Genomic DNA, 12,637 nt, shown 5'->3' on the forward strand with positions numbered 1-12,637 from the left:
TCGGGTTCACTGAGCTCTGCTTCGTGATGTCCGCGCCGGTGAGCCCGGCCCACCTGCTTTTCTGCCGGGGGTCCGGGGGTTGTCCCCCGGGAAAACGCAGCACCAGTCGCCCCTGCCCAGGAGCGAGGAGCGCTCCAGCACCGGGCGGGTGTCGTGGCTGTGCAGGTCCAGGCCGAAGGAGTCGGCGAGCCGGGCGAGCACGGGCCCGGTCACGGCGTGCGGTCCGGCGTCGCCGCTGATGTGACGCAGTGTCAGGGATCCGTCGGTCACGGCCCATTCCGCCCAGTGGGTGGTGCCCGACACGAGGACCCGGGTGGCCCCGCCGGATCTGCCGGTGCGACGGCCGGCGGGCAGCGGCAGCCGCACGGACAGCGACGGCCGGGCGGCGGTGGCCCGGCGGATCTGGTGTTCCACCTCGGCCGGGCGGAGCGTGTCGAACTCCGGGACGCCCGCCTGGATCGCGCGGTTGAACAGGTAGACGGGGAAGTCCGGCCAGGCCGCCCGCAGTCCGAGGCCGGACGCCTGGCGCGGGTTGAGTTCGGTGGGGAAGCAGCCGTCCGGGGTGCTGATGCCGTCGACGCTGAACATGCCGCGGTAGCCGTTGCGGGCGGCGAGTTCGGCCCCGGCGCGGGCCGCCTGGTCGCGGATGGCGTCGGCGACGTCCGGCCCGGGGCGCCAGGTGGTGGCGGATCCGCAGAAGACGAACCGCCGGTCCCGGGCGGATCTCAGGGTGACGATCTCGATCGGGTCGAAGACGGCGACACCGCCGGCGGTGACCAGTCCGAGCACGCTGTAGGGCACCCCGGACAGATAGGGGGTGATCCGCACCTTGTGGGTACGGCCGTGCCAGGCGCGGACGGCGGGGCCGATCTGGTCGGCGTTGTGCAGCCAGGCCAGGCCGAGGGAATCCCCGCGGTGCCCGGTGCTGGAGTCCATGGCCAGCACGACCCCGGCGCCCGCGTCCAGGTCCTGGGCGTGTTCCCGGATCCGTTCCTCGTCCAGTGTCGTCACCCGGTGCGGGGCGGTGGGGACACCGGCCTGCTGCCACAACTTGTCGACCAGGGTCTTGTCCTCCCACACCGCCCAGGAGGGCAGCCGGCGCCCGTGCACGGGGCGCTCGCACACGGTGGCGGCCTCGGTCTGGTTGGTGGCCAGGACGAGCGCGGCGCCCTCGGGGTCGAGCACGTCGAACCACTGGCGCAGCGCCGGTGAGGGCGCGGTCAGGGCGCGGGCGAAGGCGGTGCGGTCGAAGCCGGCCGCGCCGAGGGCGTGGAAGACGGGGACCGCGCCGGGCCGGGCGGTGCCGCCGCCGGCGACGACGCCCAGCACCCGGGCGCCGACCGACTCGGCCTCCCGCACCAGCGCGTCCGTGGTCGTGCCGAGGCGTTCCACGAGCAGGACCAGGGGTCTGCCGGACCAGAGCCGGTCGAGGCCGGCGGCCCACGCGGCGGCGGGCGCGGGCAGCTGACTGCGGGTCATATGCACGCGTCGACGCCTTTCAGGAGCGCCGACACGTCGTCCTGCGTGGTGTACGCGGCGATTCCGGCCCGTACGGCCTCGGGGCGCTCCGGTGCGACGGCGCGCAGCGCGGTGGAGGCGTAGAACGACCCGTGCCACACACTGACGTTCCGCTCGGCCAGGGCGCGCGCGGTGTGCTCCGCGGTCCGGCCGGCGAGCTGGAAGGAGACGACGGGGGCGCGGCGGGCCCCGGGCGCGGGGTCGGCGAGGAGACGTACGCCGGGGCGGGAGCGCAGTTCGTCCACGAGGACGCGGTGGAGGCGCTGTTCCTCGGCGTGGACGGTGTCGGCCGGCCAGGTGCGCAGGACCCGGGCGGCCACCGCGAGGCCGACGAGGCCCTCGTGGTTCTGGGTGCCCAGGGAGAGCTGTGCTCCGCCGCTCGTGCCCGCGCTGGGCACCTGCTCGGCCAGGCGCAGCCGGTCCGGGGTGAGGTCGTCGCCGATCCACAGGACGCTCAGATGGGGGCCGTACCACTTGTAGGCGGAGGTGACGACGGCGTCGCAGCCGAGGTCGGTCACGTCGAGCCGCCGGTGCGGGGTGGCCTGGACCGCGTCGACGTAGACGCGGGCGCCGACCGCGTGGGCGGCCTCGGTGATCGCCCTCAGGTCGGGCACCGTGCCGAGCGCGTTGGACGCGGCGGTCACGGCGACCCAACGGGTGCGCGGGTTCAGGTACTTGGCGATCTCCTCGGTGTCGAGCTCGCCGTCCGCGCGGAGTTCGGCGACGTGGACGCGAGCGCCGGCGGACGCGGCGAGGGTCTGCCACGGCTGCCGGTTGGCCTCGTGGTCAAGGGCGGTGCACACGATCTCGTCGCCGGGGCGCAGCGCGGTGCTCAGCGCGCGGACGAAGAGCGAGGTCAGGGTGGTCATGTTGGCGCCGAACACGGTGCTGCCGGACGCGGCGCCCAGCAGGTCGAGGACCTCCTGGCGCGCCCACTCGGCGAGGCTGTCGGTGTACCGGCTCTGCCGGAACGCGCCGCCGTCGTTGGCGACTTGGGGGCCGCGCAGATAGGCGCTCATGGCGTCGGCGACGGCCCCGTGCACGAGGGTGCCGCCGGGTGCGTCGAAGCGGTGCTCGTGCGGGCTGCGGCCGGGGAACTGCTCGGGCACCGGGCGGCGGACGAACTCCGCGAGGTCGTAGGGGAGAAGGCCGGTCAGAAGGTCCACGGCACGTCCCTCGTCCGGGCGGCCACGACGGGGGTCTGCTCGTGGGCCGGCTCCCAGCGTTCGGCGGGGTGGCGTTCCACGCCGGTGCCCACCAGGACGCGCTTGAGCCAGCGGTCGTTGCCGTTGTAGCGGGGCACGAACGGGGAACGGCCGTGCACGACGGTGTTGTTGTCGAGGATCAGCAGGTCGCCGGGTTCGAGGACGACGTCCTCGCGGACGGCGGCGAGTCCGGCCTCCAGTGCCGCGTAAGCCTCGCGGAAGGCGGGGTCGTCGGGGAGCCTGCTGTAGGCGGGGTCGAAGCGCAGGGCCGCCGTGTCGCCGCGGCGCCACACCGTGGCCACCGTGTGCCGGGTCGTGGGCGGCGGTCCGGTGCCGGCCGGGTCGTCTCCGTAGGAGCTGTCGACGCTGATGGCCACCCTGCGCCGCCCCAGCTGCCGCCAGTGCTCCTCCGCGAGGCTCACGTGCCGCACGGACGCGAGGCGGGTCGGGACCCGGTCGGGGTTGCGCACACAGGCCAGAATCACCAGGTCGGCCCGGTCCGGGTGGAAGGCGTCCTCGGTGTGCAGGACGAGTTCGCTGGTGCTGCCCGCCCCGATCTGCAGCCGTTCGGCGCCCGCGGTGGGCACGATGTTGTGGACGGCGGCACCGTCCTGCTGGTTCTTCCAGGTGAGCACGGCTCCCAGTGACTCGCCGAGGAGCTGGAGCACCCGGTCGAGGCGTGCCGTCGCGGTCCCGGCGTGCTGCCAGTCCGGCGGTGTCGGGGTGTCCTCGCCGGGCAGCTGGGGGGCCAGCAGTCCCGGCAGCACCACATGGCCGTCGTCGCCGGCCGTTTCAAGCAGGCTCGCCAGGGCGCAGCCGAAGGTGCGCCAGCGCGACAGGTCGGCGGTCGGCTGGGGAAGGGTCCAGGTCAGGGAATCCGTAACGGTCACCGAAGGTCTCTCTTCACTCGTCCGTCGTCGTCCGGCGCACACCGCCCGGTCGCCTCCTCCGGCACGCCCCGCCCGGTCGTCTCGTCCGGCACGCCATGACCGGTCATGGCGTCCGGCGCACACCGTCCGGTCGTGACAGGTGGCGTGGTCCGTCCGGTCGTGACAGGTGGTGCGCCCCGTCCGGTCGTGACAGGTGGCGTGGTCCGTCCGGTCGTGACAGGTGGTGCGCCCCGTCCGGTCGTGGCGGCCGGCGCGGCCTGTCCGGTCGTGGCAGGTGGCGTGGTCCACCGGGGGTCGTCGCGCAGCAGACCGAGCAACGGCTCCAGATCCGCCGCGTGTACGGCGGTGACGGCCCCCGGCGCCCGCCAGCGTTCGGGCAGTTCGCCGCCGGCGTGCGCCAACTCGTCGTTGCTGTGCAGGTAGTCGGCGATCAGCGCGGCGGGTGCGAGGCCGCTCCAGTGCTGGATCACCGCGGCGACCCGGCCGGTGCGGTCCTTGCCGAGGCTGCACGCGACGACCACCGGGCCGGTCCCGTTCCCGGCCCAGGCGAGGGCGGCGGCGGTGCGGGTGCGCTCCAGCATCTCGGCCGTCCCGTAGGGCCCGCCGGTGTCGTCGACCGGGTGCCGGACCCACTGCCAGCCGAGCGCCAGCAGCCCGGTGGGCGCTCCGTCCCGCCGGACCTCCTGGTCGGTGCGCAGGTCCAGATAGGTCCCGGCGGGGCCGGTGCGCAGGGCGGCCGGCAGATCCTGTGGTGCGGGGGCCAGCAGGGCGGCGGACCGGAACAGCGGACGGGCCGCCGGTGCCGCGTCGGGCAGCAGGGGGCGGAAGTTGACCGGGGTGCGGGTCGCGGTACGGCCGCTCACGGCGCCGCCAGCACGTTCCGCAGGCCCACGCGTTCGACCGCGGCCCTGCTGGTCGTCGTGTAGCCGTCGCGTCCGAACACCAGCCGCAGATGCTCGGTCGGGTCGTCGCCGGCGGCGAGGATCGGCGCGGGGTCGACGAACGTCTGCCGGTTGAACCCGCTCAGCTCGCGCTCGCCCATGGTCTCCGTCATCTGCTCGTACGGCGTGTAGAGCGTCGGGCGCGGCCGGGCGCCCGCCTCGGCGATGAGGGAGATCGTGGCGGCGGCGTCCTCGGCGGAGGTGCCGGGAAGTCCCACGATGACGAAGCAGTTCAGCTCGATCCCGGCGGCCTCGCACCATCCGAGGACCTGCTCGAACCTGGCCCGCGCGTCCTGTTTGACCCGGGGCAGGACACCGTTCGGGGTCGGGGCGAAGGTCTCCACGCCGACGCTCACCCGGACGCAGCCGGACGCGCCCATGGCCCGCAGCAGGTCCTCGTCGAGGTGGCGCAGGGTGGTCGCGCACTTCCAGGGATAGCGGCGGGGACCGGCGGCGAGCCGGTCGGCGAGCTCGTACACCCATTTCTTCTGGAGGGTGAAGGTGGGGGCGTAGAACGACACGTATTCGAAGGGCAGGGTGCGGAAGGACTCCTCGATGTAGGCGACGGTCCGCTCGACGGTGATCCGCCGCTCCGCCAGGCCCTGCATGGCGGGTACGTCGCAGAAGGAGCAGTTGACGGGGCAGCCGCGGGCGACCGGGACGACCAGTTCGCGGCTGCCGGGCAGTCCGCAGAACTTGTTGCTGTCGTCGGCGTAGAGGTTGTCGTACGCGGCGTAGGGGATCTCGGTGACGTCGGGGAGCACCCACTCCTCGGGGGCGAGCCGGGCGCCGGGTCCGGCGGGCAGCCAGCCCTCGGGGGTGCGGACCTCCACGCCGGGCAGGGCGTGGCGTGGGCCGTCGCGCAGGGTCAGGGCCTGGGCGGCGGCGGCCTCGTAGTCACCGGCGACGCCGATCGCGTCGAGGGGCAGGGTGCGGAACCAGCCGGGGTTCTGGTAGCTGAGCCGGCCCACCGTCATGAGCAGGGTCGAGGGGCTCAGCGCCCGCACGTAGTCGGCGGCGCGGCGGACGCCCTCGACCACGTCGAAGTCGTTGACCAGGACCACGGCGTCGAAGCGGTGGTCGACGAGGCGCTGCCCGAAGTCCTTCCAGGTGCTGTTGAGCGCGCCGGCGTCGAGGGCCTGGACGTCGTGGCCCTGCGCGCGCAGATAGGCGGCGACGCTGAACACGGGCAGATGGTGGCCGGCGTTGAAGTAGCTCGGGACGTGCGGCGGCCAGGCGACCAGTACCTTCATCGGGGTGTCTCCTTCGCTGGGGCGGTCGGCGGCGTGAACAGCTGCTGGAGGGCCGCGGGCGGCACGACCGCGGGGGCGGCGGCCCCGGGCAGACCGCGGGTGTCGCGCCGTACCCGGCGTGCGAGCCGTCGTGTGGCGCGGCGCCCGGTCCCGGACACCACCACGACCGTCGGCGCCGCTCCCCCGCCGGCCGGGGCCGCCAGCGCCTTCAGGCAGCGGTCGAGCCGGTACGTCAGTACGGTGCGCACCAGGCGGCGCAGATCCGCGTGGCCGCTCACCGGGGCGCCGGACGCGGCCTGTTCCCGCAGCCGGTGGGGCAGCAGCTCCCAGTTGCCGGAGCGGATCCGGGCGCCGCGCCGCAGCACCCGGTACAGACAGCGCAGCCGGCCGCAGTGCACCAGGACGGCGACGTCGGCGCGGCGGGCGCGCAGGCCGAGGTCGCGTTCGTAGTGGCCGTCGATGATCCAGCGGTCGGCGGCGGCCGCCTCGGTCTGGATCCGCTGCCAGGCCGCGCGTTCGGGCCGCCGCCAGTCGCGCGACCAGTGCAGGTCGTCGAGGTGCACGAGCGGCAGGCCGGTCACCGCGGCGAGGTGTCCGGCGAGGGTGGTCTTGCCCGCTCCCGGGCTGCCGACGAGCATGATCCGCCGGGCCCGGTGCGCTGCGACCGTGCGGTCGTCGGCTCTCACCGCGCTCACCGCCATCCGTGGACCAGCAGCGTGGACCGGCCGGCCGCGGCGTCGGCGCTGACCGGGGTCACCTGGTGCCAGGCGTCGTCGGTGCGGGCCATGAGCACCGTCCGGCCGGTCAGGGGCGGGATGCTGACGGCGACGTCGAGCGGGTCGGCGGAGCGGAGGAGTTCGAGGCAGCCGCCCCACTCGGGCCGCCAGTCGTCGGCGAAGTAGAAGATGTGGCTGAACAGCTTGTCGGCGGAGTCGACATGGGCGTCCAGCCAGTCCCCGGGCGCGTGGTGGACGAAGCGCAGCTCGATGCCGCCGGCCGGCGGCTGCCCCAGGAGCGCGGCGACCTGCCGCCGGTACGCCGGGGCGGACAGGTCGGTGAGCAGTGCGGCCCACAGGGCGTTGGGGGCGGTGTGCGGGTCGGCCGGCCGGGACCAGTTGCGGTAGGTCTTGCCGGTGCTGCGGGCGCTGGTGTCGCGGCGGGTGAAGGAGCGGTTCGGGAAGGTCGCGGCGAGTTCCGTCGTCGCGGCCTCGGGGAAGGCCCAGCCGGGTTCGGTGACCGCCCAGGGGAACGGCTCGTCCCGCCGGTCGGCCTCCGCCCAGCGTGAGGTGAGGACGGAGATCATGCCGCCGTCCTCCCCGTCGCGCGGTCCAGGGCTGCGAGGAACTCCCGGCACTCGGGCTCGGAGGTGACGGTGAAGCGCAGACAGCCGTCGAGGTGGCCGCCCGGGGTGTGCAGGCTCCGCACCCGGTAACCGGCCGCGTCCAGGCGGCCGATGACGTCCTCGACGTCCGGTCCGACCCGCACGGTGAGGAAGTTGGCCCGGGACGGCAGCGGTTCGAGGCCCCTGGCGGTGAGATGCCGGGCCGCCTCGGCGCGCATCCGCACGACCTCGCTCCATACGGCGGTCAGGGCGTCCTCGCGGCGCAGCACCGCCTTGGCCAGCGCGAGGGAGGGTCCGGCGACCGCCTGTTCGAGGGAGGCGGAGCCCAGGGTGTCCAGGCGTGCGGCGGAGGTCGCGAGCAGGGCGACCCGTGCCCCGGCCAGCCCGTGGGACTTCGAGAGGGTCTGGACGACGGCCACGTGGTCGCCGCGCCGGGCCAGGGCGGCGCGCAGCGGTCCGGAGAACGCCTGGTAGCAGGCGTCGAGCACCAGGAGATGGCCGCCGTCGTACGCCGCCCGCTCCAGGGCGTGGACCTCGTCGTCGGTCATCCCCCAGCCCACGGGGCCGTTGGGCACGCTCACCGCGATGAGGCTCGGCGGGGCGAACCGGGCGGCGTTGACGAGGAGTTCCACCTGCCGGCCGACGTCGCCGCGGAGCGGGCCGATCCGGTGCACGGGGATCCCGTGGTGCCGGGCGGCCTCCTCCCAGGCGGGGTAGTTGGGGCTCTGGAGCAGCAGGCGCGGCCCGTCGGGGAACAGGTGCCGGGCTCTCGCGCACAGCAGGCGCAGCGCGGAGTCCGAGCCGGGGGTCAGCTGGAACTCGCCGCTGTCCAGGCCGAAGTGACGGCCTATCACCTCGATGTCGGCGGCATTGCGCGGATAGCACCACGCCTGCTCGGGCGCCGTCTCGGCCCAGGCGTCCCGCAGTACGGCGAGGACGGCGGGGTGCCTGAGTTCGTTGCTGCTGAGATTGACGCGCGTGTCGGGTGCCTTGCGCTGCCGGAGTCCGGCGGCCGGGGAGGCGGCCCGCGGCTGCCCGCGGTCGTGGGTCGTGGTCACGGTGCTCATGCGTAGCTGCATCCCTCTGCCCACCAGGCGTCGACCTGCTCCAGTTGCGCTTCCACGGCGCCCTCGTCGGCCAGGGCGAAGACCAGTTCGGCGACGGCATGGGTCACGGCGCTCGGACCGTCGTACCGCTGCCCGATCCGCCCCTTGCGCGAGTACCGCCGGGCGCCCGGCAGTTCGCAGGTGCCGGGGACGCGGGCGAGCCGGCCGGCGCGGGGCGGGAACCAGGCCCAGCCGTGCAACTCCCGCGGTGGCCCGGGGACGAGGTCGGCGGGTACGCCGAGGCGGTCGCCGACGGAGGCCTCGTTCATGCCGAGGCCGTACGACCGCTCGTAGGCCTCGGTGATGCCGGCTCCGCCGGCCCGGCAGGCGATCTCGCACAGCACGGGCCGGCCGGCGGCGTCCATGATGAACTCCGCGTGGAACGGCAGCAGTTCGGGGGCGGCGGGCAGTGCCGCCACGACTTTGGCCGCGGTGTCGCGCAGGAGCGGGGTGCGCGGGTCGGACGGCGCCAGCATGCCGCTGAGGTTGGGGCGGGACTCGTACATCGTCTCCCACTGCGTGTAGAGGTAGCGGGAGGGCCAGCTCTGCAGGACGCGGCCGTCCCTCATGAGGCCGTCGACGTGGTACATCTCGCCCTCGACGAACTGCTCCACCAAGTACTCGGCGGCGGGGGGCAGTTCGGCGAGGGCGCTCTCCCACCGCGCGGCCGAGCCGACCCGGACGATGCCGATGGCGGCGGCGCCCCGCAGCGGTTTGAGCAGCACCGGGAAGGGGTCGGCGGCGAGGAACCGGGCGAGGCCGTCGGCGTCCGTGAGCAGCGCCATGTCGGCGACGGCGACGCCGCCGCGTGCGGCGTGCCGCTTCATCACGAACTTGTTGCGGTAGGCCTCGGCGCTCGCGACCCGCTGCCCGGGCAGCCCGAGCCGCTCACGAACGCGGGCGCAGCGCAGTACGTCGATCTCGGCGGTCGAGACGAGTGTGTCGATGTCGTGACGGCGGCACAGGCCGGTGATGAGTTCCTCCACCGCGTCGGACGCGTAGTCCTCGACGACCTCCACGAACCGGAACCGCTTGCGGGCCCGGGCCAGTTCCTCGGCGCAGGTCACGGCGGACGCGGCGGTGAGCAGCCCGGTCCCGCCCGGCCCCCGGTCCGCCCAGTCGCCCAGTTCGTCGAGCAACGGGCGCCTGTTGACCAGTAGTTGTCGCACGACCCCTCCCGCGGGTCCGAACCGTCCCCGGCTACGGCTTCCAGAACTCCAGCTGGACGGTGAGCCGGACCGGGGTGCCCGCCTTGACCTCGCCGACGCTGTGCCAGGACCGCTCGGAGGGCGGGAAGGCGAGGATGTTGCCGCCCTTCGGCGGCAGTGAGCGGGCCGGGGCCTCGTCCGGGTCGGCGGAGGTGCGCACCTCGTAGGCGCCGCCGCCGTCGGCGGGCCACGCCGAGTTGAGGTAGACGATGGCCGTCAGGAGCTTCTCGGGCTTGTCCTTGTGCACCGAGATGAAGTCGCCCTCGACATGCCGGTAGATGGCGAGGTCCAGCTTCCCCTCGCGCAGCGGCAGCTTCGTGGAGGCCGCGAGCCAGTCGAGGAACGCGTCGCCGGTCAGCTCCTCGAAGAGCGTCCTCCAGGCGCCGGTGAGGGCGCGGGCGGCCGGGCGGACCTCGTTCTCGTACATCAGGTAGAGGATGTTCATGCGGTAGTTCTTCTCGCGCCCCGGCTCCATCGCGACCGCCGGCTCGGCCCCCTCCTCGGGTGCCGTGCTCTCCAGCAGCGCCACGTCCTCAGGGGCCAGCACTCCGGAGACGACGTGGTAGGTGAAGGGCTCGGTGAACTCGGTCATGTCCCGGGTGACGTCAAGCATGGTCGCTCCTCTGGCGGGGGGTGGTCATGGGCGTGAGCAGCTGGCGCAGCACGCTGGTGGCGTAGCAGCCGGAGGGCAGGGCGAAGCGCACCGCGGCGCTGACGCGGCCCGGGTGGAACTCGTCGTCCTGGACGGACTCCGTGATGATCTGCACCTGGATGACCGTGGGGCGGCGGGAGGAGGTCTCCGGCACCCGCGGGTCGGCGGAGAGCCGGCGGTAGGGCAGCGCGGGGCACAGATGGAGGATCTGGGCGGTGGCCTCGGGCCGGTGCTGGTACCGGAAGTCGATGCCCTCGACGGTGTGCACGTACGACGAACTGGTGCCGGCGTCGCTCACGATCACGGCGAGGGTCTCGTTCCACTCGTGCGAGGCCCAGGCCGACAGATAGAAGTTGACGACGCGGCCGTCCAGCTTCTCCTTGAAGAACGCCTCGGGTGAACCGGTCCACTCCCGGGCCGCCCGGGTCTCCGGCGCCTGGAGCCGCAGCAGGGTGGCGAACGCCCCGTCCCAGTCCCCCTTGAGGACCTGGCCGCCGAGCACATGGGTCAGCTTGGGGCCGCCGGGCACCCCGAACCGCTGGGTGTCGTAGTAGTTGAGGGCGTAGAAGGAGATCTTCCGCAGCGACCTGAGCCGCTCGCCCACGGCGGGGGCGAGATTGCGGACCACGATCCGGAAGCTGTTGCCCTCCAGCCGCCCGACGCCCAGCGGCTCGGTGCCGTGCCCGTACGGCAGCACGGTGAGCCGGCGCGGGTCGGCGGGGTCGGTGAGCTCTGTCGGGGCGTGCTCCCCCAGCGTGTCACCGAGGGCGGCGGGGACCGCGATCAGCTGCTCGGTGATGCCGTCCTCGTCCTTGAGCCCGGCGTAGGTGATCTCCTCCATCGGGCAGCCGAGCCGCTCGGCGAGGAGCGCCATCGCCTCGAACGAGGTGTATCCGGACTTGCGCAGCAGCAGATAGCGGTACGTCGCCTCGTCCCGGTCCGCCAGGGGAACCAGCAGGTTCTCCCGGACCAGGAAGTCCGCGGGCCGGTACTTGAGGACCGGGCTGTCCTGGCTCATCGCCGTACTCCTTCAGTCACCTGTTCCGTCACCCGGGCACCGAGCCCGCGGAGGCTGCCGGCGAAGTCCGCGTAGCCGCGCCGGAGATGGGCGGCTCCGAGCACGGTGGTCCGGCCCTCGACGCACAGCGCCGCGAGCGCCAGGACGGCTGCCGCCCTGAGGTCGCCGCCGCGCACCGTCCGGCCGGCCCGGAACGGCATGCAGCCGCCGGACACGGCGAGTTCGCCCTGCGACACCGTGGTGTGCATGCCGAGCCGCCACAGCTCCTCGGCGTACTGGAAACGCTGCTTCCACACGGTCTCGACCAGCACCGAGCGCCCGTCGGCCCGGCCCGCGAGCAGGGCGAGGAACGGCTGGCTGTCGCTGTACACGCCGTGCGAACTGACCGTCAGGTGGAAGGGCTTGAGGAGGGGGGCCCGGTGCACCGTGAGCCGGCCGGGGGCGAGGTCGAGCTCGACGCCCATCTCGGCCAGCAGCCGCAGCTCCGGGGTGAGGCCCTTGAGCGCGCGTTCCAGTTCCGTGCCCTGCACGGTGATCGATGTCTCCGCGGCGAGGGCGCCCGCGCAGATCCAGGTGACGACCTCGATCAGGTCGGCGGGCAGCGTGAAGTCCGCGGTCCGGGTGAGGTCCCGGCCGCCGTTGCCCACGACGGTCACGGTGCCGTCGCGACTGACAGCGATGTCGGCTCCGAACCGGCGCAGCACCTCGATGAGATCCAGCACGTCCGGCTTCGGGTACGGGTGCGCGAGCCGGGTGACGCCCTCGGCCACGGCCGCGGCGAGCAGGGCGATCTTGGTGGCTCCCGAGTACAGGGGGCCGGTGCGCAGCACCCGGTCCGCGCAGTAGTCGCGCAGATCGATGTCGCAGCCGCGCAGCCGGGGCGCGGTCACCTGGAGCCGGCCGTCGACGACCGTGCCCTCCTCGGCACCGAACCGCTTGAGGACGTCGATGTACTGCTGCACGGGGCGGGCCTGGGTGGCCCCGTCGCCGATCTGGCAGCCGCCGCCGACCGGGAGGCTCGCCCGGCCCGTCTTGGCGAGGAGTCCCGGCAGGAGGTACACACCGCCGTGGATGGTCTCCAGGAGGGCACCGGCGTCGGCGTCGAGGCCGAGGGCGGCGGCGTCGACGTACAGACCGGCCGGCCGCTGTTCCACGGACGCCCCGCAGGCCGTCAGGAACTCGCCCAGACAGCGCGTCTCGGCGATGTCGGGAACATTGCGGATGAGCAGGGGCGCCTGGGCCACCGCCGCGGCGGCGATCACGGTGACGAGGCTGTGCTTGAATCCACCGACGTCGACATTCCCCGAAAGGGAATTACCGCCGTCGACAATTAACCGGTCGCCGATGTCCGTTCCGGGTTCTTTACCGTTCGCTCTCATCGGGCCCTCTCTGCACTAGACCGCGGCCGTTTACGGCACCCTTGCTCAGGCAGATCACGCAATTTCGTAGGGCATTGAACTCCCCTTGCCTAGAGCGCCGGTTGATTTCATCTACAGGGAGAAAA

12 protein-coding genes are annotated in these 12,637 nt (G+C 73.5%); all 12 read right to left on the reverse strand.

Going from position 1 to position 12,637, the window contains the following annotated elements; translation table 11 throughout:
• Positions 1 to 6: 6 nt before the first annotated feature.
• Genes ABZ928_RS08475 through ABZ928_RS08530 form a run of 12 tightly spaced genes read right to left on the reverse strand, consistent with a single transcriptional unit; the run spans position 7 to position 12,512 of the window.
• Positions 7 to 1,479, reverse strand: coding sequence for a hypothetical protein (locus ABZ928_RS08475; protein WP_361516061.1), 1,473 nt, complete (start codon positions 1,477 to 1,479; stop codon positions 7 to 9).
• Entirely contained in the window at positions 1,476 to 2,684 is a 1,209-nt protein-coding gene (locus ABZ928_RS08480) for an aminotransferase class V-fold PLP-dependent enzyme (RefSeq protein ID WP_361516063.1), read from the reverse strand. The genes ABZ928_RS08475 and ABZ928_RS08480 overlap by 4 nt, the downstream gene beginning before the upstream one ends.
• Positions 2,672 to 3,613 (reverse strand): TauD/TfdA family dioxygenase, encoded by a 942-nt coding sequence (locus ABZ928_RS08485; RefSeq protein ID WP_361516065.1) that lies wholly within the window; start codon positions 3,611 to 3,613, stop codon positions 2,672 to 2,674. The genes ABZ928_RS08480 and ABZ928_RS08485 overlap by 13 nt, the downstream gene beginning before the upstream one ends.
• Positions 3,610 to 4,476 carry a tyrosine-protein phosphatase gene (locus ABZ928_RS08490; protein ID WP_361516067.1) on the reverse strand — a complete coding sequence of 289 codons (867 nt, stop codon included), beginning with the start codon at positions 4,474 to 4,476 and terminating at the stop codon, positions 3,610 to 3,612. Before ABZ928_RS08490 ends, ABZ928_RS08485 begins: the two co-directional genes overlap by 4 nt.
• Positions 4,473 to 5,807, reverse strand: coding sequence for a B12-binding domain-containing radical SAM protein (locus ABZ928_RS08495; protein WP_361516069.1), 1,335 nt, complete (start codon positions 5,805 to 5,807; stop codon positions 4,473 to 4,475). The genes ABZ928_RS08490 and ABZ928_RS08495 overlap by 4 nt, the downstream gene beginning before the upstream one ends.
• Positions 5,804 to 6,502 (reverse strand): hypothetical protein, encoded by a 699-nt coding sequence (locus ABZ928_RS08500; protein WP_361516071.1) that lies wholly within the window; start codon positions 6,500 to 6,502, stop codon positions 5,804 to 5,806. The genes ABZ928_RS08495 and ABZ928_RS08500 overlap by 4 nt, the downstream gene beginning before the upstream one ends.
• Positions 6,499 to 7,110, reverse strand: a complete 612-nt coding sequence (locus ABZ928_RS08505) for a 2OG-Fe(II) oxygenase family protein (protein ID WP_361516073.1) — start codon at positions 7,108 to 7,110, stop codon at positions 6,499 to 6,501. Before ABZ928_RS08505 ends, ABZ928_RS08500 begins: the two co-directional genes overlap by 4 nt.
• Entirely contained in the window at positions 7,107 to 8,216 is a 1,110-nt protein-coding gene (locus ABZ928_RS08510; protein ID WP_361516074.1) for an aminotransferase class I/II-fold pyridoxal phosphate-dependent enzyme, read from the reverse strand. Before ABZ928_RS08510 ends, ABZ928_RS08505 begins: the two co-directional genes overlap by 4 nt.
• A complete protein-coding gene (locus ABZ928_RS08515) occupies positions 8,213 to 9,424 on the reverse strand; it encodes a hypothetical protein (RefSeq protein WP_361516076.1) in 1,212 nt (403 codons plus the stop codon). The genes ABZ928_RS08510 and ABZ928_RS08515 overlap by 4 nt, the downstream gene beginning before the upstream one ends.
• A 31-nt stretch (positions 9,425 to 9,455) precedes the next feature.
• Positions 9,456 to 10,076 carry a 2OG-Fe(II) oxygenase gene (locus ABZ928_RS08520; RefSeq protein ID WP_361516078.1) on the reverse strand — a complete coding sequence of 207 codons (621 nt, stop codon included), beginning with the start codon at positions 10,074 to 10,076 and terminating at the stop codon, positions 9,456 to 9,458.
• Positions 10,069 to 11,133, reverse strand: coding sequence for a tRNA pseudouridine(13) synthase TruD (truD, locus tag ABZ928_RS08525; RefSeq protein WP_361516080.1), 1,065 nt, complete (start codon positions 11,131 to 11,133; stop codon positions 10,069 to 10,071). Before truD ends, ABZ928_RS08520 begins: the two co-directional genes overlap by 8 nt.
• Positions 11,130 to 12,512, reverse strand: a complete 1,383-nt coding sequence (locus tag ABZ928_RS08530; protein WP_361516081.1) for a hypothetical protein — start codon at positions 12,510 to 12,512, stop codon at positions 11,130 to 11,132. Before ABZ928_RS08530 ends, truD begins: the two co-directional genes overlap by 4 nt.
• Positions 12,513 to 12,637: the final 125 nt, after the last annotated feature.

It is taken from the genome of Streptomyces sp. NPDC046909 (assembly GCF_040644695.1).
Taxonomy (GTDB): Bacteria; Actinomycetota; Actinomycetes; order Streptomycetales; family Streptomycetaceae; genus Streptomyces.

What these genes read in the sequence shown, in the direction of transcription:
- ABZ928_RS08475 (WP_361516061.1), bottom strand. Translation starts at nt 1,479, where the DNA reads ATGACCCGCAGTCAGCTGCCCGCGCCCGCCGCCGCGTGGGCCGCCGGC.
- ABZ928_RS08495 (WP_361516069.1), bottom strand. Translation starts at nt 5,807, where the DNA reads ATGAAGGTACTGGTCGCCTGGCCGCCGCACGTCCCGAGCTACTTCAAC.
- ABZ928_RS08505 (WP_361516073.1), bottom strand. Translation starts at nt 7,110, where the DNA reads ATGATCTCCGTCCTCACCTCACGCTGGGCGGAGGCCGACCGGCGGGAC.
- ABZ928_RS08510 (WP_361516074.1), bottom strand. Translation starts at nt 8,216, where the DNA reads ATGAGCACCGTGACCACGACCCACGACCGCGGGCAGCCGCGGGCCGCC.
- ABZ928_RS08520 (WP_361516078.1), bottom strand. Translation starts at nt 10,076, where the DNA reads ATGCTTGACGTCACCCGGGACATGACCGAGTTCACCGAGCCCTTCACC.
- truD (WP_361516080.1), bottom strand. Translation starts at nt 11,133, where the DNA reads ATGAGCCAGGACAGCCCGGTCCTCAAGTACCGGCCCGCGGACTTCCTG.
- ABZ928_RS08530 (WP_361516081.1), bottom strand. Translation starts at nt 12,512, where the DNA reads ATGAGAGCGAACGGTAAAGAACCCGGAACGGACATCGGCGACCGGTTA.